The 18,459-nt window shown below is 59.8% G+C and carries 19 protein-coding genes; 7 read left to right on the top strand and 12 right to left on the bottom strand.

The annotated features are described in order from the left end of the window. Positions 1-81: 81 nt before the first annotated feature. Both QYQ93_RS22970 and QYQ93_RS22965 read right to left on the bottom strand, forming a co-directional pair. Positions 82-1,041: a hypothetical protein gene (locus tag QYQ93_RS22970; protein WP_043049063.1), complete on the bottom strand. Its 960-nt coding sequence runs from the start codon at positions 1,039-1,041 to the stop codon at positions 82-84. Positions 1,042-1,113: 72 nt separating this feature from the next. Next, positions 1,114-1,251, bottom strand: coding sequence for a hypothetical protein (locus QYQ93_RS22965; protein ID WP_003237751.1), 138 nt, complete (start codon positions 1,249-1,251; stop codon positions 1,114-1,116). Between the two features lie 649 nt (positions 1,252-1,900). Here QYQ93_RS22965 and QYQ93_RS22960 point away from each other — a divergent pair. Together QYQ93_RS22960 and arfB are read left to right on the top strand one after the other, a co-directional pair. Then, positions 1,901-3,319, top strand: a complete 1,419-nt coding sequence (locus QYQ93_RS22960; protein WP_338475538.1) for an amino acid permease — start codon at positions 1,901-1,903, stop codon at positions 3,317-3,319. Positions 3,320-3,492: 173 nt separating this feature from the next. Continuing rightward, complete coding sequence (arfB, locus tag QYQ93_RS22955) at positions 3,493-3,906, top strand: alternative ribosome rescue aminoacyl-tRNA hydrolase ArfB (RefSeq protein ID WP_043049058.1); 414 nt, start codon at positions 3,493-3,495, stop codon at positions 3,904-3,906. Here arfB and QYQ93_RS22950 read toward each other — a convergent pair. After that, entirely contained in the window at positions 3,903-5,099 is a 1,197-nt protein-coding gene (locus tag QYQ93_RS22950) for an MFS transporter (RefSeq protein ID WP_043049056.1), read from the bottom strand. The genes arfB and QYQ93_RS22950 overlap by 4 nt on opposite strands. Before the next feature lie 104 nt (positions 5,100-5,203). Continuing rightward, a complete protein-coding gene (locus QYQ93_RS22945; RefSeq protein ID WP_043049055.1) occupies positions 5,204-5,386 on the bottom strand; it encodes a hypothetical protein in 183 nt (60 codons plus the stop codon). Between the two features lie 14 nt (positions 5,387-5,400). Here QYQ93_RS22945 and QYQ93_RS22940 point away from each other — a divergent pair, with 14 nt between their 5' ends. Further along, complete coding sequence (locus QYQ93_RS22940; protein ID WP_338477302.1) at positions 5,401-5,739, top strand: hypothetical protein; 339 nt, start codon at positions 5,401-5,403, stop codon at positions 5,737-5,739. Between the two features lie 10 nt (positions 5,740-5,749). Here QYQ93_RS22940 and QYQ93_RS22935 read toward each other — a convergent pair whose 3' ends face one another. Continuing rightward, positions 5,750-6,061 carry a DUF962 domain-containing protein gene (locus QYQ93_RS22935; protein WP_043049053.1) on the bottom strand — a complete coding sequence of 104 codons (312 nt, stop codon included), beginning with the start codon at positions 6,059-6,061 and terminating at the stop codon, positions 5,750-5,752. A 161-nt stretch (positions 6,062-6,222) separates the two neighbouring features. Between QYQ93_RS22935 and QYQ93_RS22930 the strand changes: the two genes are divergently transcribed. Further along, entirely contained in the window at positions 6,223-7,281 is a 1,059-nt protein-coding gene (locus tag QYQ93_RS22930) for an AraC family transcriptional regulator (RefSeq protein ID WP_043049051.1), read from the top strand. On the opposite strand, the gene QYQ93_RS22925 is transcribed toward QYQ93_RS22930, so the two are convergent. The 7 genes from QYQ93_RS22925 to QYQ93_RS22895 all read right to left on the bottom strand — a co-directional run bounded on the left by QYQ93_RS22925 (position 7,238) and on the right by QYQ93_RS22895 (position 15,283). After that, entirely contained in the window at positions 7,238-8,692 is a 1,455-nt protein-coding gene (locus QYQ93_RS22925; protein WP_043049050.1) for a TrkH family potassium uptake protein, read from the bottom strand. The two genes, QYQ93_RS22930 and QYQ93_RS22925, sit on opposite strands and share 44 nt — an antisense overlap. A gap of 249 nt (positions 8,693-8,941) precedes the next feature. Next, a complete protein-coding gene (locus QYQ93_RS22920) occupies positions 8,942-10,279 on the bottom strand; it encodes an imelysin family protein (RefSeq protein ID WP_338475537.1) in 1,338 nt (445 codons plus the stop codon). 126 nt (positions 10,280-10,405) lie between these two features. Further along, complete coding sequence (locus tag QYQ93_RS22915; RefSeq protein WP_043049048.1) at positions 10,406-12,457, bottom strand: putative bifunctional diguanylate cyclase/phosphodiesterase; 2,052 nt, start codon at positions 12,455-12,457, stop codon at positions 10,406-10,408. 526 nt (positions 12,458-12,983) lie between these two features. Then, entirely contained in the window at positions 12,984-13,214 is a 231-nt protein-coding gene (locus QYQ93_RS22910; RefSeq protein ID WP_043049046.1) for a hypothetical protein, read from the bottom strand. A gap of 287 nt (positions 13,215-13,501) precedes the next feature. After that, complete coding sequence (locus QYQ93_RS22905) at positions 13,502-14,098, bottom strand: superoxide dismutase (RefSeq protein WP_043049045.1); 597 nt, start codon at positions 14,096-14,098, stop codon at positions 13,502-13,504. Between the two features lie 178 nt (positions 14,099-14,276). After that, the gene (locus tag QYQ93_RS22900) at positions 14,277-14,876 is read right to left on the bottom strand and encodes a LysE/ArgO family amino acid transporter (protein ID WP_043049044.1); all 600 of its coding nucleotides are present in this window, start codon (positions 14,874-14,876) and stop codon (positions 14,277-14,279) included. Positions 14,877-14,881: 5 nt separating this feature from the next. After that, on the bottom strand, positions 14,882-15,283 hold the full coding sequence (locus QYQ93_RS22895; RefSeq protein ID WP_338475536.1) for an ACT domain-containing protein: 402 nt from the start codon (positions 15,281-15,283) through the stop codon (positions 14,882-14,884). A 100-nt stretch (positions 15,284-15,383) separates the two neighbouring features. On the opposite strand from QYQ93_RS22895, the gene QYQ93_RS22890 reads away from it, so the two are divergent. The 3 genes from QYQ93_RS22890 to QYQ93_RS22880 all read left to right on the top strand — a co-directional run bounded on the left by QYQ93_RS22890 (position 15,384) and on the right by QYQ93_RS22880 (position 18,280). Continuing rightward, on the top strand, positions 15,384-16,277 hold the full coding sequence (locus QYQ93_RS22890) for a LysR family transcriptional regulator ArgP (RefSeq protein WP_338475535.1): 894 nt from the start codon (positions 15,384-15,386) through the stop codon (positions 16,275-16,277). A 52-nt stretch (positions 16,278-16,329) separates the two neighbouring features. Then, positions 16,330-17,328, top strand: coding sequence for an NAD-dependent epimerase/dehydratase family protein (locus tag QYQ93_RS22885; protein WP_043049040.1), 999 nt, complete (start codon positions 16,330-16,332; stop codon positions 17,326-17,328). Between the two features lie 127 nt (positions 17,329-17,455). After that, the gene (locus QYQ93_RS22880; RefSeq protein WP_338475534.1) at positions 17,456-18,280 is read left to right on the top strand and encodes an ATPase; all 825 of its coding nucleotides are present in this window, start codon (positions 17,456-17,458) and stop codon (positions 18,278-18,280) included. The last annotated feature ends 179 nt before the right edge of the window (positions 18,281-18,459 follow it).

The following is an 18,459-nucleotide window of genomic DNA, read 5'->3' as shown; positions in this document are numbered from 1 at the left end:
TAAGTATCTGTCACTGACACACCGCTATCGGGAGCAAGCCCCCTCCCACATTTGGACCTCCGATGTTTTTGAGCCTTGTGTTCAGAAGGCAAACGTTCCATCGAACACCGGTTTATCGTCCAAGGCCAACACCCCACTGGCAAAGATCAAATCCAGGTGGTGACTGCCTTTCTGTCCGCCGCCCAGGCCCAGGTGTAACCCGCAATGGCGCTCTTCAAAGCCCGCATTGCGCGCATACAAATCCTTGACCCCTTCATTGGTGCCAATGCCCAGTTCCTCCACGCGGCGGTTCGATGGGTTGGCATTCAGGTATTTGTTGAAATCATCCGCCAGCCCCGGCACCTCGCTGGCTACGCTGCAGATGGTCGAGTTCTCGATCCATAACTCCAACGGTGATTGCAGCACGCCGTATTTGCGCGCAAACGGGATGGTGCTGAGGAAGGTGCCGACAAACCGCACCTGGCCGTTGATGGCTTCGCTGTGGGTGGCGATTTCGCCGGGGGCCAGGTCGTGGTTGCCGACGCCGTTGATATTGGTCCACTTTTTGATGCTGCTCATCGGCGCTTCCAGGCGCGAGCCGTGCTTGTCGGTGAAGCTCAGCACACTGGCCTGGGACATGCGTCGGATCAGCGTGGCGTTAAGGTCGGCGATGCGCTGCGGCTCGACGCTGAAGGTGTCGTAGAAGTAATCACCATAATCCTTGAATAGCAGGGATTTCTTCCAGTGCTCGGCCATCACGCCGTGCAGGGCGCGGACAAAGTCTGGGCCTTCAGCGCGTGGGTTGGGCAGGGTCGAGGAGTCGTAGAGAAACAGGTACAGGTCGCAGGCTTCAATGGCCTGGACCAGGGTGTCGCTGGGCGCCAGGTCCAGGCGCTGCAGCTGGAAGTTGAAGCGCGCGGCGCTACCATGGGTGATTGCCTGGGCGATGGCGTCGTAGCGCTCGGTATGGCCCAGCAGCACGGTGGGGCGATGCAGGCCGCTGAGGGCCGGGTGATGTGCGAGGTAGTAGAGAAAGTGTTCGACGGCGCGGGCCTTGTCCATGACGTGTGTCCTTCTGTGCCTGGGTAAGGGGGCAGGTGCCGTGCACAGCACCTGCCGGATGCCTGCCGGGTATTAGAAAGGCCACATCGCGGTGCCGAAAGGCACAACGGCATCGGCTTGCATCATTTCAACGGCGGCCTCATGGGTCGGCGCTTCAAACCAATCGTCGAGTTGCAGTTCGGTTTCCAGGTCTTTTTCCAGTGCTTGCATGGTGTATCTCCTAGAGGACGTTGTTTGAGAACGGCTTGCCCGCGGGCTTCGCGGGCAAGTGCAAAGAACCTAGAAGAGAGTGTTTCAAAATGCAAAAAATTTATTGACACGGTTTCATTTGGATTTTTTCTTCTGTTTTTTGGCAGATTTTTTTATTCAAGCAAAACAGACAATTGGCTGAACCGATTCTTCGGAAAATTCTCACCGACAATTTTCTGGTAGATGACGGTAAAAGCCGGCTGTAACGTAGTTTTTCCATGATGTAACGATAAGTTTACGGGTTTACCCTGGTATTTCAGCGTGTGCCCGACGCGTAAGGAATATCTGCCATTTTCTCGCGGGCGCTTAGCAGGCTCGGCCCGAAGCCGTCGAGCGGTGTACAATGCGCCGCGTTTTACTGTGACCCCCCTTGCGTACCCACGCAAAAGGCCAAGACCCAGGGTGTGTGTTCGCCCTGATCACTCCGCCTGGCCACGAGCCGGACGGGTTCGATTTCGTCACAGATAAAAACAAACAGGTGACGCATGACCGTTAGAAAGACGCTGTATTCCTGGTGCCTGCGCTGGGGTTTGAGCGGCGCTGCCTGAGTCGGTAATTCAAGGCAGCAACCTGCATTCAACATCCTCAAACCTTGCGTGAGACCCTTTTCATGAGTGGACCCCATTCTTCTTCCGGCGAGCTGAAACGCGGCCTGAAAAATCGGCATATCCAGTTGATCGCCCTCGGGGGCGCCATCGGCACCGGCCTGTTCCTGGGCTCGGCCGGGGTGCTCAAGTCCGCCGGCCCGTCGATGATCCTGGGCTATGCCATCTGCGGCTTTATCGCCTTCATGATCATGCGCCAACTCGGCGAAATGATCGTCGAAGAGCCGGTCGCCGGTTCCTTCAGCCATTTTGCCCATACGTATTGGGGCGGCTTCGCCGGTTTTTTGTCGGGCTGGAACTGCTGGATCCTGTACATCCTGGTGGGCATGTCGGAGCTGACGGCCGTCGGCAAGTACGTGCACTACTGGTGGCCGGAAATCCCGACCTGGGTGTCTGCGGCGGCCTTCTTCGTGCTGATCAATGCGATCAACCTGGCCAACGTCAAGGTCTTCGGTGAAGCCGAGTTCTGGTTCGCCATCATCAAGGTGGTGGCCATCGTCGGCATGATCGCCCTGGGCAGCTACCTGCTGGTCAGCGGCAGCGGCGGCCCGCAAGCCTCGGTCAGCAACCTGTGGGAACACGGCGGCTTCTTCCCCCATGGTGTCGGTGGGTTGGTGATGGCCATGGCGATCATCATGTTCTCCTTCGGCGGCCTGGAAATGCTCGGCTTTACCGCGGCCGAAGCCGACCAGCCTCGTACCGTGATCCCCAAGGCGATCAATCAGGTGATCTATCGCATCCTGATTTTCTACATCGGCGCCCTGGTGGTGCTGCTGTCACTCACCCCATGGGACAGCCTGCTGGCGACCCTCAATGCGTCCGGCGATGCCTATAGCGGTAGCCCGTTCGTGCAGGTGTTCTCGATGCTGGGCAGCAACACCGCCGCGCATATCCTCAACTTCGTGGTGCTGACTGCAGCGTTGTCGGTGTACAACAGCGGCACCTACTGCAACAGCCGCATGCTGCTGGGCATGGCCGAGCAGGGCGATGCACCCAAGGCCCTGGCGAAAATCGACAGGCGCGGTGTGCCGGTGCGTTCGATCCTGGCCTCGGCGGCGATCACCCTGGTGGCGGTGCTGATGAACTACCTGATGCCCCATGACGCGCTGGAACTGCTGATGTCCCTGGTGGTGGCCACGTTGGTGATCAACTGGGCGATGATCAGCTTCTCGCACTTCAAGTTCCGCCAGCACATGAACCGCACCGGCCAGGTGCCGCTGTTCAAGGCGTTGTGGTACCCCTACGGCAACATCGTCTGCGTGGCGTTCGTGGTGTTTATTTTGGGCACCATGCTGATGATTCCGGGCATTGACCGCTCGGTGTATGCGATCCCGGTGTGGGTGGCGTTCATGGGGGTGTGTTACTGGATCAAGAACAAGCGGGCGCAGCAGTCGGAGGCGGCGGTGGCCTTGACGGCAGAGTAAGGTCGTATACTGCGCTGAATGTGGGAGCGGGCTTGCTCGCGAATGCGGCGGATCAGTCAGCTTCCAGGCCACTGATGCACCGCATTCGCGAGCAAGCCCGCTCCCACATTTTTGACCGCGCTCGGCTTGAAGGGGCGTATCTCTAAGCTCTCCTACCAAGGCTCGCGCTTTCCATGCTGGTGATTTCCAACAACCTACACTTGCCCGATGCCGAGATCGAGCTGACCGCCATTCGCGCCCAGGGCGCCGGCGGGCAGAACGTCAATAAGGTCTCGAGTGCGGTGCACCTGCGCTTCGATATTCCCGCCTCGTCGCTGCCGGCGTTCTACAAGGAGCGCCTGCTGGCGTTGCGCGACAGCCGTATCACCAGTGAAGGCGTGCTGGTGCTCAAGGCCCAGCAATACCGTACCCAGGAACAGAACCGCGCCGATGCGCTGGAACGTTTGGTGGAGTTGATCCAGAGCGCCACCAAGGTCGAGAAAAAGCGTCGTCCGACCAAGCCCACCCTGGGCTCGAAGAAACGCCGGCTGGAGTCCAAGACCAAGCGCGGCAGCATCAAGGCCGGGCGCGGCAAGGTCGACTTCTAGGCGTCGCGTGTTTCGCGGGCTTTGGGCGCCTGGCGGTACAGGTAGAGGCTCAGCAGCAAGCCCGCTGCAGCGGCGAGGGCGGCGAACAGGAAGATCGACGCAAAGCCAAAACCTGCCGCCACGGCGCCAGCCAGCGGCCCGGTGATGCCCAGCGACAAGTCGATAAACAGCGAATAGGCGCCCACCGCCGAGCCACGGCTGGAGGCCGGCACCAGGTTGACCGCCTCCACCCCCAGCGCCGGGAACACCAAGGAAAAGCCGAAGCCACTCAACGCCGCACCTGCCAACGCCAACTGGGCATCTGGCGCCAGCCACAGCAGCAGCAGGCCGAGCACTTCCACCGACAGGCAGGCAATTGCGACCCGAAAGCCGCCAATGCGGTTGATCAAGTTGCCGAACAACAAGCGTGCGCCGATAAAGCTGGCGCCGAACAGGCTCAAGGCCCACACCGCGTTGTCCCAGTGCTGGGTGCTGTAGTACAGGGTGATAAAGGTGGCGATGGTGCCAAAGCCGATAGAGCCCAGCGCCAGCGCGCAACCATGGGGCAGTACCCGGCCCAGCACATTCATGAACGGCAAGCGGACGCCAGGCACAATTGGCGCCGCTTGCTTTTTCCAGGCCAGCAGCACGCCCACTACCGCCAGCAGAATGATGCTAACGCCCATGCTCCACAGTCCGAAGTGGCTGACCATCAACACCCCCAGCGGTGCGCCGACCGCCAGCGCGCCGTAGCTGGCGATGCCGTTCCAGGAGATGACCTTGGCCGTATTCGCCGCACCGACGCGGCCGATGCCCCAGCCAATCGAGCCCGAGCCCACCAGGCTTTCAGCGCTGCCCAGCACCAGTCGACCGATCAGCAGGCTGCCCAGGCTGACCGCCGGCAGGCTGGAAAACCACGCTGCCAGCAACATGAATACTCCGCTCAATCCGCAGCCCACCAGGCCAATCAGCACAGCACGCTTGCTGCCCAGGTTGTCGATAATCTTGCCGGCATAGGGGCGGCTCAATAGGGTGGCCAGGTATTGCACGCTGATCACCAGCCCGGCGATCACCGCGCCATAGCCCAACTGGCTGTGGACATAGCCCGGCAAGACGGCCAGGGGAATGCCGATATTCAGGTAGCCGATAAAGGTAAACAGCACGATGGAGACGACTTGCAGCGTGACCGCCATGGGTCGCTGGGAATCTGGCATGGGAAGGGTCCACTGTCGCAGCAGGCAAAGATAGGCTGCTAATGATACCGGCGCGCAGGCCGGGCATGGCGGGAAAAAATGTAAAACGTCAGATCAACAACACATCAACCCTGGGCAGGGGCCAGCAGTTGCGTGGTTACCAGGGCCGCCAGGGCGTTTTCCTGGGTGCCGAAGCGCTTGAGCAATGCGGCCTGCTTGTCCGCACTGAGGCGGTTCCAGACTTCGACCATCTGCAAGGCAGCGTCGAGCACGGCGGCGTCAGGAGTATCGGGACGGGGAGTGGTCATAATGAGGGTCTCGGGTGATTCAGGCAGTGTGGAAAGCGCTCAATGGTGCGCTTTCCACACGGTCTGGTACGGCGTCAGTCCTGGGTTTCGCGGTCGACTGGTTTTGCTTCTTTGGCCTCAGGCTGTTTCTCGCTGGCCTGCTGCGGTGTTGGCTGCTCAGTTGGGTGCAGGCTTGGGAAGGGGAGATTAGGTATCTCGTGCATCGTCGTCGCTCCTCGCAAGGTCTGTTTTTTCAATCGCAGGTGATTCCGCGCTCTCAAAAAGCCTTGGCAGGATACAGCACCGTAAATGACAAAAAGACTTTTATCTCGGTGAATTCACATTTTTTCATGGTCCAAACGCAAGTGACATGAGGTCACACCCTTAGAACGGTACCTTGCCCAGGATCATGTCGCGGTACATCACAAAATCCCCCAACAAGCTGTAGAGCGGGTGCTGGAAGGTCGCTGGACGGTTCTTTTCGAAGAAAAAGTGGCCGATCCAGGCAAAGGTGTAGCCGGCGACGGGCAAGGCCAGCAAAAGGACCAGTGACCCCCTGCCGATGGCATACGCGAGGATGCCGATCACCAAGGTGGTGCCGATAAAGTGCAGGCGCCGGCAGGTGCTGTTGCCATGCTCGCTCAGGTAGTAGGGGTAGAACTCGGCAAAACTGTTGAATTTCTTGACGTTTTCCACGACTGCCGGCCCTCGGGTGGTTATACCGCCCAACAGATGTTCGGCGGGGAGCTTATTTGAGTCTAGAGTCATCGCAGGTAACGGCCAGTGACAATAGATGCCATTTTAGTATCCTTGGCTTCCTGGCTGCCGTTTGAGCCTGCTTTCAATAAGAAGACGCCATGAGCGAACGAACAACTTCTGCAAGCTGGGCGATGGGGATAGTCAAGGCTCTGGAAATGGACGGCCTGGATTGCCGTGTCTTGTTCAGGCAGCTGGGCCTGGATTATGCGGCGCTGAATGACCCCGACGCGCGTTTCCCTCAGGATGCCATGACTCGCCTGTGGCAGCGGGCAGTGGAGTTGTCGGGCAACCCGGCGATTGGCCTGAACATGGGCAAAGTGGTGCGCCCTGCTTCGTTTCATGTCGCCGGTTATGCCTTGATGTCCAGCAACACCCTGGCCGAGGGCTTTATGCGACTGGTGCGCTACCAGCGCATCATCGCCGAAAGCGCTGACTTGAGCTTCCGACTTATACCTGAAGGCTATGCGTTGATTCTGACGGTTCATGGCGATCACCTGCCGCCGACCCGACAAAGCGCCGAAGCCTCGTTGGCCAGCGCCCTGGCCTTGTGCGGCTGGCTAACCGGACGCACCCTGCAACCGCGCAAAGTGCTGCTGCAGGGCGATCAACCGGCGGACCTGGCGCCGTACAAACAGGCCTTTCATGCGCCTTTGCAATTCAATGCACCCTATGACGCGCTGATCTTCGAGCAAGCCGACATGGAGGCGCCGCTGCCCACCGCCAACGAAGCCATGGCGCTGCTGCACGACCGATTTGCCGGTGAATACCTGGCGCGTTTTTCCGAAAGTCGCGTGACCCACAAGGCACGACAGGTGCTGTGCCGCCTGCTGCCCCAGGGCGAACCCAAGCGCGAAGCGGTGGCCCAGACGTTGCACCTGTCCCAGCGCACCTTGCAGCGGCGTCTGCAGGAAGAGGGCACCAGCTTCCAGGCCTTGCTCGACGACACCCGTCGTGAACTGGCCGAGCAATACCTGGCGCAGCCGAACATGACCTTGCTGGAAATAGCCTACCTGCTGGGTTTTGCCGACCCGAGCAACTTTTTTCGTGCGTTTCGTCGCTGGTTTGATGCCACGCCCGGCGAATACCGGGCGCGGTTGCTGGAAATGTCGGCGGTCAGTGGCGCCAGAACGCCGGAATGCACAGCACAAACACGGTAATAATCTCCAGCCGGCCCAGCAGCATGCCCAGGGACAGGATCCACTTGGCCGCATCCGGCAGGGTGGAGAAGTTGCCGGCCGGGCCAATGGTTTCGCCCAGGCCCGGGCCGACACCGGACACGGTACTGGCGGCGCCTGTCAGGGCGGTCATCCAGTCCACGCCCAACAGTGACAAAGCCAGGGCGATGGTGCAGATGGTAATGGCGAAGAAAAACGAAAAGGTCAGGATCGAGCGCACAATTTCTTCGTCGAGGCGATGGCCGTTGTACTTTTGCTTGATTACCGCACGTGGGTGGATCAGTTGGTTCAAGTTGGCCTTGAGCAGGATGTAGGCGACCTGGAAACGAAAGATCTTGATGCCGCCGGCCGTGGAGCCCGAGCAGCCGCCGATAAAACCCAGGTAGAAGAACAACATCAGTGAGAAGTTGCCCCACAGGCTGTAGTCCCCCAGTGCAAAACCGGTGGTCGTCATCACAGAAGTCACATTCAGCGCCACATGGCGCAAGGCGTCGAGCCAATGCAGGTTGGTAGTCCACCAGTACCAGGTGCCGAGTACCAGCCAGGTCACGAACAACAGGCCGAGCAAGCCTTGTACCTGTTGGTCCTTGATCAGCGCCCGACGGTTGCCGCGCAATGTGGCCACATACAAGGCGAACGGCAAGCTGCCGAGGATCATCACCACCACGGCGACCCAATGCACCGCCGGTTGTTTCCAGTGCGCCAGAGACTCATCCGACGTGGAAAACCCACCGGTGGAAATTGCCGACATCGCGTGGTTGATCGCATCGAACAAGCCCATGCCGGCCCACCAGAATGCCAGGCTGCCGAAGATGGTGATGCCCACATACGCCGCCACGATCAGCCGCGCCACCATGTGCGAGCGGGGCATGACCTTTTCCGAGCGGTCCGAAGATTCGGTCTGGAACAGGCGCATGCCACCGATGCGCAGCAGCGGCAGGATCGCCACCGCCATGCCGATAAAACCGATGCCGCCAAGCCAGTGCAACAGCGAACGCCACATCAGGATGCCCGGTGACATGCTGTCCAGGCCGCTCAATACGGTGGAGCCGGTGGCGGTGATACCCGACATGCTTTCGAAGAACGAGTCGGTGTAGCTGATGTGCTGGGTCAGCAAAAACGGCAGGGCGGCGAAGATGCATACCACCACCCAGCTGCTGACCGTCAGCAGGTACATGTCTCGGGGGCGCAGGTGCACATGTTCGGGGCGACCGGGGATGACCAGGGCCAGCCCTGCGATAAAGGTGATCAGGCTGGCCCACAGGAACGAGGGCAGATCGCTGGTGCGTTCGAAGATCACCAGGGTGGCCATCGGAATGACCATGGCGACCGCAAGGGTGATCAGGAAGATGCCGATGATGAAACCGATGATGCGTAAGGTCGGCAACGCCATGTAATTCGCTCGGGTGATTGGGCAGAGGCGCCATTCTACCTGCGGTGCAAGGCATGTAAACCAGAGTGCTTGAGGTTACATGGAGCAAAATGTGGGAGGGAGCTTGCCCCCGATAGCGGTGGGGCAGTCAAGCATGTGGTTGCTGGTCTACTGCTACCGGGAGCAAGCCCCCTCCCACAGGGGATTTGCAGTGTTTGAACAGGTATAAAAAAGGCGACCCGAAGGTCGCCTTTTTCAACAGCGTACGAATCAGAACTCGTGATCAGCGCTGTCCGGGTTCAAGTCGCTGATGCCCAACTTGCCCGCAGCGGCTTCGATCGAACCGGTCTGCTTGACCAGTGCGGCGATGGCGTCACGTACGATCTGGTTGCCCGCATCGTTGCCGGCGGCGATCAGTTGGTCGTAGTGCTCACCTTTCTCAGCGTGGTCGACCATGACCTGGATCTTCGCTTCGGTTGCCGCCAGGTCGGCCTTGAGGGCCGAATCGGCTGCCGGGTCGGCCTTGGCCACCAGGGATGACAGGCTGGCACCACTCATCTTGGTGCCGTCAACGCGGGTGTATTCGCCCAGGTAGACGTTACGGATGCCCTTGGCATCGTAGAAGTGCGAGTAGTGGGTGTTGTCGCTGAAGCAGTCCTGCTCGTCTTCCGGCGAGTTGGCCTCCAGGGACACCTTCATGCGCTCACCGGCCAGCTCGCCCAGGGACAGGCTGCCCATGCCGAACAGCATTTTGCGCAGGCCATCGGTGCCAGGTTCCGACTCCAGGGTGGCGCGGTAGTTGTCTTCGACGTTGGGCTTCCAGTTGCCGACCATTTCTTCCAGGTCGCTGACCAGCAGTTGGGTCACGGCGCGCAGGTAAGTGCGGCGGCGCTCATTGTGACCGCCGGTTGCACCGTCACCGGTCAGGTAGTCCGAGGCCGGACGATTGCCTGCGCCAGGGCCGGTGCCGTTGAGGTCCTGGCCCCAGAGCAGGAATTCGATGGCGTGGTAGCCGGTGGCAACGTTGGCTTCGGAACCGCCCAGCTCATTGAGGCTGGCGAGTTTTTCCGGGGTGATGTCTTTGACGTCGACCTTGTCTTCGCCGACCTGGATCTCGTTATTGGCGATGATGTTGGCGTTGGCGCCCGGGTTACCCAGCGCGTGCTCATAGGATTTGTCGACATAGTCGATCAAGCCCTCGTCCAGGGGCCAGGCGTTCACCTGGCCTTCCCAGTCGTCGATGATGGTGTTGCCAAAGCGGAACACTTCGCTCTGCAGGTAAGGCACGCGGGCGGCGATCCAGGCGGTACGGGCCGCTTTGAGGGTTTCGTCGTTCGGGTTGGCGAGGAAGGTGTCGACTGCGGTCTGCAGGATCTTTGCGGTGGATTCGGCATCGCTGTACACCGCAAAAACCATATCTGCGTAGTGCGCGACTACGGCTTTGGCAGCTGCTTCGTCGACCTGGCCTGCCGCGCCAGCTGCAGGTGCGGTAGTGCTGGCGGCTGCGGGAGCTTGAGGCGTGGCGGCCTTGTCTTTACCTTCGCCGCAACCGGCGAGAGAAATGGCAATGGCCAGCAGACTGGCGGTGGCCAGGGGCATACGAATCATGGCGAACATCCTGCTTCGGTTGTTGATAGGACGCGCGGGGCGCGCAAAAGCTGCGACATAATGCGAAAGATTTGCATTTTGTGTAAAGGCTTATGCACGGTAAATATTTAGTATCGGTTTGTTAATTCAAAGACTCACAGCATTATTGCGCTCGGACTGCTTCAAATAAGCCGCCAACTCTCGCGCCTGCAAGGGTTTGCTGTAGTGATAACCCTGTCCCTCATGGCAACCCTCGGAGATGATGTAGGCCTCCTGCTCGGCGGTCTCCACACCCTCTGCAATCACCTGCATGCCCAGGCTTTTGCCCAGTTGGATAATGGCGCGCACGATCGTGGCGTCGTCGTCGTCATCCTGCAGGTCCTGGACGAAGCTCTTGTCGATCTTGATCTTGTCCAGCGGCAGGCTTTTCAGATAGCTCAGGGATGAATACCCGGTGCCGAAGTCGTCGATGGCAATCAGCGCACCGGAGCGACGCAGGCTCAGCAGGTGCTGGGCAGCGGTGCTGATATCTTCCATCAGGCCGGTCTCGGTGACTTCCAGTTCCAGGCTGCGCAGGGGCAGGCGATAGATCTGCATCAGGTTGTTGACCACCCGGGGCAGCTCGGTGTGGTGTAACTGTACGGTGGAGAGGTTGACGGCCATGCGCAGGCCGGTGAAGCCCAGGTCGTGCCATTCGCGCAGTTGCCGGCATGCCTGGTCGAGCACCCATTCGCCAATCGGGATGATGGTGCCATTCTGTTCCGCCAGGGGGATAAACAGGTCGGGCGGCACCAGGCCGTGTTCCGGGTGTTGCCAGCGCAGCAGGGCTTCTACGCCAACCACACGGTGATCGCGGTAGCTGATCTGTGGTTGGTACACCAAGTGGAACTGGTCGCGGCCCAGGGCGTCGCGCAGGTCCTTTTCCAGCTCGCGGCGTCGGCGCATTTCGCTGTCGACGCTGGCGATATAAAACTGATAGCGGTTGCGCGAACGGCTCTTGGCCAGGGTCATGGTCTGTTCGGCTTTTTGCAGCAGCTTCTCGGTGCTGTCGCCATCCTCCGGGAACAGCGTGATGCCGATGGTGGCGCGCAGGCGAATCAGGTCATGGTCGAGTGCAAATTCAGCTTCCAGGTCATCGAGGATGCTTTGTGCCAGTTCAGCGGCTTCGTAGGGCTGGTCGATATCGGCTTGCACCAAGGCGAACTGGTCGCCGCCCAAACGGGCAAGCGTGCCGAGGCGGCCGCTGTGGGCGCGCAAGCGGTCGGCCAGGGCCAGCAAGAGTTTGTCGCCGGCCTGGTAGGTGAACTGTTCGTTGACGCTCTTGAAATCGTCCAACCCTACGCACAACACCGCTACCCGTCGTTGCCGCCGGCCAGCGTCAGTGAGGATCTTGTCCAGTTGTTCCTGCAGCTTCTGGCGGTTCGGCAGGCCAGTGAGAAAGTCGTACTGGGCCATGCGCAACAGGCTCGATTCCGCCTCATGGCGCAGGTGGGTATTGCGCTCGATGGATTCGAGCAACTGGTTGGCGGTGTTTATCCACAGCCCCAGTTCGTTGCGTTCGTGTCCCTTGAGCTGAGGAATCTTGTGCTCGCTGGGGCGGTCGGGGTTGATCGAGGTCAGGTGCCCGATAAGCCGTGACAGCGGCTTGGTCAGCAGCCAGTGGTACACCAGGTACAGCACCAGGCCCATGGCCAGGGCGCGCAGGACGCCGGAAATAAAAATGATCACCGAACTGACAATAAAGCCGTTGCCGTAGGTGGCGGTGTCGAGGGTGATGCTCAGGTCGCCGTAGTATTCGCTGTAAGGGCCCTTGCCGACCAAGGCCGTGGTGAATGTACGCTCCTGGCCAAGAATCAGATCGGTCAGCCAGCGGCTGGGGGATTGCTGCAAGGCGCGGCTCTTTTCCGCGAGCATGGTCTCGTTGGGATGGCCGATGGAGGCCACGCGCACCGCATCATCCTGGAACAGTCCCTCGATCACCTGCATGCCCATCTCGCGATCCAGGCTGTAGACGGCCTGGGTCGAGGGGTCGCGAAACATGTCGAGAATGCGTTGGGCATCACCGGCCACTGCCTGGCGCGTCTTGTAGGCATCGAAAACAATTTGCCCCAGGCTCAGCGCCACGCCCACGATCAAGGCCGACAGCAGCACAACCCGTAGCAACTTCACCGACAAGCTGTTCTTGAGTTCCAGCTTCAAAGGGGCATTCCTTGTCTCATGCGGGTGGCCTTCAATAGGCCATGAGTATTGGCAATCTGGGGGTAGCAGTCAAAGGAACATTGGGGCGAGCGAAAAAAGTTAAAAAAAGTGGAACCCAACCTTTGCAACGGTTCACTCAGATCAGGAGAGGAATAGACCTTTCATTCAATTTCGGAGTATTACGTTATGATCGCAGGAGTAGCTGGACTAGGTGCGGCCGCCGTAGCGCTGGCACCCTTCGCCGAAACGCTGGCGCCCGTCGTCCTCCCTGTGGCAGGCCAGGTGGCAAGCAGGGTGGCAGACGAAGCAAAACAGGCGGTGGGCGGTGTAATCAACTTTGCTGGGAACGCTACGAATTAACAGCAGCAAGTCGGGGTCTGAGAGGGGCTATCTATCTCTGCTGATCCTGTATGAGTAAGAGGTGGCGCAGAGAGACCTTTGCGCCACCTCTCGCTTGCTGTTTCTGCGGGTTTTTCCAGGCAACCTTCAACGCTGGCCGTGCGCAGCGAGGAAGTGGGCGTTGCGTTTATTGTTTGAAGGAAACCATCAGCTTCTCCGTTTCCGGGTCTTTGGAAAATTCAATGGATTTGCTTGGGGAGTCCTCCTTTTCCTCCTCCCCTATCTTCTTGGCGAGGGCATCCGCGAAGGGTTGCATCAGCGGCGCGACCGCTTTGACAATATCGCCAACCACGGGGAGTGCTGTTTTTAAAAGATCGCCCACTACAGAGTGTGCAGCTGTCATTGCGCCAGTTGTCATTGTTATGTCTCCGACAGATTAGAGAGATCAATTCGTCTCGTTGATTCAGTGGCAAACTACGATTACCGGGTTCCGGCGCAGTGATGACTACTTGTGACGCACAAAAAAGCCGGGCAATCGCAAGCCGTGTGAAAACCTGGCACAGACCGGCCTTCCTACCATCCCGGCGACCTGGTGAACTTTACCTCTACGATGGCGGTACGGCAGGTATAAAAAAACCGGAACCCCTCGGGGGCTCCGGTTTTTTCAACTGTTCAGCAATTGAACAACTACACGGCAAGCGTTGCTTAAGCAGTAAAGGCCTTGCCTTCAAACTGCTCAGCCACGAACTTCCAGTTGACCAGATTCCAGAACGCTTCCACATACTTTGGACGCACGTTGCGGTAGTCGATGTAGTAAGCGTGTTCCCACACGTCGCAGGTCAGCAGCGGGGTGTCGCCGCTGGTCAGCGGGTTGCCGGCGCCGATGGTGCTGGCCAGGGCCAGGGAACCGTCAGCCTTTTTCACCAGCCAGCCCCAGCCGGAACCGAAGGTGCCAACGGACGTCTTGGTGAACTCTTCCTTGAACTTGTCGAACGAACCGAACGCAGCGTTGATGGCCTCAGCCAGCGCGCCGGTTGGTTGACCGCCGGCGTTTGGTGCCAGGCAGTTCCAGTAGAAGGTATGGTTCCAGACCTGAGCGGCGTTGTTGAAGATGCCGCCCGAGGAAGACTTGACGATTTCTTCCAGGGTCTTGCCTTCGAACTCGGTGCCTGGCACCAGGTTGTTCAGGTTCACGACATAGGTGTTGTGGTGCTTGTCGTGGTGGTATTCCAAGGTTTCCTTGGAGATGTGCGGCTGCAGGGCATCGTGTGCGTAGGGCAGCGGCGGCAATTCGAAAGCCATGATGATTCTCCTAATCAGGTCAGTTGCGGTGAGCGCAAGGCCGATCACGGGCGGCCAGACATGCGCCGGGGAGTTTGTACTCTTTGCGGCGCAGGAGTCCGATCATAGCACCGGGGGTGCGGCATAACCACGCAACAACTGTGTGGGATAGAGGTTCCAGAGGGTTTTGGAATATTTGTCAGGCGCTGATCAATTGATAGGCCACAGTGAACATCATCACCGCCACCAGCAAGTCCAGCAGGCGCCAGGTGGCCGGGCGTGCCAGCCAGGGCGCCAGCCACGCGGCGCCGAGCGCCAGGGTGGCGAACCACAGGAACGATGCACTGGCGGCCCCGGCGACATACGCGCCGGGTTCGGTTTGTTGCGCGCCAAGTGAGCCGATCAGCAGCACGGTATCCAGGTATACGTGGGGGTTGAGCAGCGTTACGGCCAGCGCGCTGAGCAGCACGGCGCGCAATGAACGTACCTTGAGGTTGGCCCCTTGCTCCAGGCTCTGTTTGGAAAATGCCCGACGCAATGCCAGGGTGCCGTACCACAACAGGAACGCTGCACCCCCCCAGCGCGCTATCGCCAGCAGCAGCGGGTTTTGCGCCAGCACCGTGGCCAGGCCGAATACCCCGGCCGCCACCAGGATGGCATCGCAGACGATGCACAGTGCGGCCACTGGCAGGTGATGTTCACGTCGCAGGCTCTGCGCCAATACAAAAGCATTCTGGGTGCCGATCGCCATGATCAGGCCGAGGGCTACCAGCAATCCGTTCACATAACTTTGCCACATAGGGTTTACTCCGCTTGTGCTGCCAATTGCTGCAATACATCCATGGCTCGGTCGGCATCGGTACGACCGACAAACAGGTGGTCGTGGTAGTAGCCGGCAATCACGTTGCAGCTAATGCCGGCTTTGCCCAGCGCGCAGGCGAATGCAGCGGTCAGGCCCACGGCCTCGAGGGCGGAATGCACGTTCAGGGTGATCCATGCGGCGACATAGTCGAAGCTCAACCCGGCTCGTTCAGCCTGGTGCCGCTCGACAATCAACGTCAGCCCTTCCTGCTCACGAAAGCTGCCGATGACCTCGCAGCCGTGGGGGATGCGGTGATCGGGCAAGGTGCAGAACACGTAGTCGCCGTCGTTCAAGTACGGGCTCATGCTGCGCAGCAAGGTCGCCAGGGCGGTTTCGCCAGCCATGTGAGATTCCTTTAAAAGAGAAAGAAGCAATGCTGGTCATTGTCACGGTCGAGGCTGTATAAGAAAAAGCAATATTGCTGATCGCTCATTAGAGAAACTGATGTTCGACTATAAATTGCTGTCTGCCCTGGCGGCGGTAGTGGAACAGGCCGGCTTCGAACGCGGTGCCCAGGTGCTGGGGCTGTCGCAGTCGGCCATTTCCCAGCGCATCAAGCTGTTGGAGGCACGTATCGGCCAGCCGGTGCTGGTGCGCGCTTCACCGCCGACGCCCACCGATATTGGCCGGCGCCTGCTCAACCATGTGCAGCAGGTGCGATTGCTTGAGCGTGATCTGCAAAGCCAGGTGCCGGCCCTGGACGAGGAGGGGATGCCCGAACGCCTGCGCATCGCCCTGAATGCCGACAGCCTTGCCACCTGGTGGGCCGAAGCCGTCAGTGATTTCTGCGCCGAACAGCACTTGCTGCTGGACCTGGTGGTGGAAGACCAGACGGTTGGCCTCAAGCGCATGCGTGCCGGTGAAGTGGCTGCCTGTATCTGCGCCAGTGAGCGCCCGGTGGCCGGGGCTCGCAGCCTGTTGCTGGGTGCCATGCGTTATCGCGCGCTGGCGAGTCCGGCTTTTATTGCCCGGCATTTTCCCGAGGGCGTGCGGGCCGATCAATTGGCGCGTACACCTGCGCTGGTGTTTGGCCCGGATGATTTCCTGCAACACCGCTACCTGGCTTCTCTTGGGGTGAATGGTGGTTTCGAACACCATTTATGCCCGTCATCCGAAGGCTTTATCCGCCTGACGGAAGCCGGTCTGGGCTGGGGCCTGGTGCCCGAATTGCAGGTGCGTGACCAGCTTGAATCCGGCGCATTGGTCGAGTTATTGCCAGATAAGCCCATCGACGTGCCGCTGTACTGGCATCATTGGCGCAGTGGCGGGCAGCTGTTGGGCCTGTTGACCGACCATCTGGCCCAGGCGTGCGGCCAATGGTTGGTGCCGTTGGAGTAGCGGCAGACGTCAAGGCAACAGCGATGAAAAACGAAAGAACACGGAGTACTACATGAAAATTCTGGTCACCGGCGCAAGCGGCTTCATCGGCGGGCGCTTTGCGCGCTTCGCCCTTGAGCAGGGCCTGGATGTGCGGGTCAACGGGCGGCGCGCCGAAGGTGTGGAACACCTGGTACGGCGTGGTGCCGAGTTTATCCAAGGTGATTTGAATGATGCCGACCTGGTACGCGACCTGTGCCGCGATGTCGAAGCCGTGGTGCATTGTGCCGGTGCCGTCGGGCTATGGGGCAAGTACCAGGACTTCCATCAGGGTAATGTGCTGGTCACCGAAAACGTTGTTGAAGCCTGTCTCAAGCAGCGTGTCGGGCGCCTGGTGCATCTGTCGTCGCCATCCATTTACTTCGATGGCCGCGACCACCTCGGGCTCACTGAAGAGCAAGTGCCCAAGCGTTTCAAGCATCCCTATGCTGCCACCAAGTACCTGGCCGAGCAGAAGGTCTTCGGGGCCCAGGAGTTCGGCCTTGAAGTGCTGGCACTGCGTCCGCGTTTCGTTACCGGCGCCGGCGACATGAGCATCTTCCCGCGCCTGTTGAAGCTGCAGCGCAAAAATCGCCTGGCTATTGTGGGCGACGGTCTGAACAAGGTCGACTTCACCAGCGTGCATAACCTCAATGAAGCGTTGCTCAGCAGCCTGCTCGCCCCCGGCTCGGCGTTGGGCAAGGCCTACAACATCAGCAACGGCGCGCCGGTGCCGGTGTGGGATGTGGTCAACTATGTGATGCGACAAATGGAGCTGCCCCAGGTGACCCGTTATCGTTCCTACGGTTTGTCCTACAGCGTGGCAGCCTTGAATGAGGCATTTTGCGCCATGTGGCCGGGGCGGCCGGAACCGGCGTTATCGCGCCTGGGCATGCAGGTGATGAACAAGGATTTCACCCTCGATATCAGCCGCGCCAGGCATTATCTCGACTATGAGCCCAAGGTCAGCCTGTGGGCTGCGCTCGACGAGTTCTGCAGCTGGTGGAAGGCCCAGGACCCGGGCCTCAAATAAGCTCATAACCAGCAACACATCGGGAACCGAATTCCAGGTTCCGGGTCGATCCATGCGCTGGGAGTGCGGTTTATACTCCTGCCGCTCGGCTTCGCAGCCAGCCACCTCATTGATTCAGGGTAGATTCATGCGTAACGATGCAAATGACGATCTCGACAACGTTCCTACGCTGCGGGCCGACCATGGGGACGACGATGATTTCGTGCCGACCCCCGCCACGTCAGTGCGCTCGCGAACCACGCCAGTAGTCAAGGTCAAGAGCGCCAGCACCGGCCCGTTGTGGGCATTGGTCGGCGCACTGTTGATCGCCTTCGCCGGCCTGGCCTGGTGGAGCTTCCAACAAATCTCGCTGATGGGTCAGCAGTTGGTCGCCACCCAGGAAAGCTTTGCACGGATCAGCGAGGAAGCGGCGGGGCGCCTGCAGGATATTTCCGGCAAGGTGGTGGCCAGCGAAGCCAACGTGAACAACGGCAGCGAAGCATTGAAACTGCAGATCAAGCAGTTGCAGGACCAGTTGCAGGAGCAGGGCAAGCAACAGCTGGGCGTGGCTGGCCAAGCTACCGAACTGGATAGCCGTTTGGCCCAGATGACCGCCAGCACCACCGAACTGACAGCGGCCAATACCAAGCTGCAAGGCCAGGTGCAGGCCCTTACTGATGCGGTCGCCAGCCTCACGGCAGCACAGGCCGAGACCAAGGGCCTGGCCGCCGATGTGGCGGCCTTGAAGAAACAAGGCAACCCAAGCGCGGCCATCGCCCGTCTCGAGCAGGACTTGCTGGTGCTCAAGAGCGCTCAGGAAAACCAGCCGGCCAATATCGACGCGCCGACCAACAAGGAATTCGACGTGTTCCGCATCCAGACCACGCGCAATATCACCACCTTGCAGAGCCAGGTGCAGAACTTGAATCAGCGTCTCAATGCGCCTGCGGCGGCCACACCACTGGGTCAATGAACGCGAAATCGTTCTCTGTAGGAGCGAGCTTGCTCGCGAAAAACGTTAACGATGACGGGTACTTGCTGAATGAACGCGGCGCCTGTGAGTTTTTCGCGAGCAAGCTCGCTCCTACATGGATTGTCACCGCTCGGTGACATTTCTTTTCCCCTTCGTTACTTGCCCCTCCTGCGCCCTTG

It is taken from the genome of Pseudomonas khavaziana, assembly GCF_036704165.1.
Lineage (GTDB): Bacteria > Pseudomonadota > Gammaproteobacteria > Pseudomonadales > Pseudomonadaceae > Aquipseudomonas > Aquipseudomonas khavaziana.
This window is presented reverse-complemented; position numbering and strand designations above follow the sequence as displayed.